This window comes from Pseudomonas sp. SIMBA_041 (assembly GCF_046535095.1).
Classification (GTDB): Bacteria; Pseudomonadota; Gammaproteobacteria; order Pseudomonadales; family Pseudomonadaceae; genus Aquipseudomonas; species Aquipseudomonas mucoides.
On the sequence record NZ_JAWRXJ010000454.1, the window covers coordinates 1 to 263 of the forward strand.

1 protein-coding gene is annotated in these 263 nt (G+C 68.1%); it reads left to right on the forward strand.

The window, feature by feature from the left end; genetic code table 11:
- On the forward strand, window positions 1–263 hold a 263-nt coding region (locus SB725_RS31895), incomplete at both ends, for a DUF3833 family protein (protein WP_410923453.1).

A 263-nucleotide genomic window follows, 5' to 3' on the forward strand; every position in this document is an offset into this window, starting at 1 on the left:
GGGGATGTTCCAGAAGCGTTCCGGCGAAGTGGTGAAGCGCTTCCACGTGCGCATCGACAGCCGCCGCGAAGGTGAGCGGCTGATCCTCGACGAGCATTTTCTCTACAGCGATGGCACGCGCCAGCAGCGTACCTGGACACTGGTGCCGGACGGCCCTGGCCGCTGGCGGGGGACAGCGGGGGACGTGATCGGTGAGGCGCGCGGCGAAGTGGCGGGGAATGCGCTGCGTTGGCGTTACCAGCTTGACCTGCCGGTCGACGGGC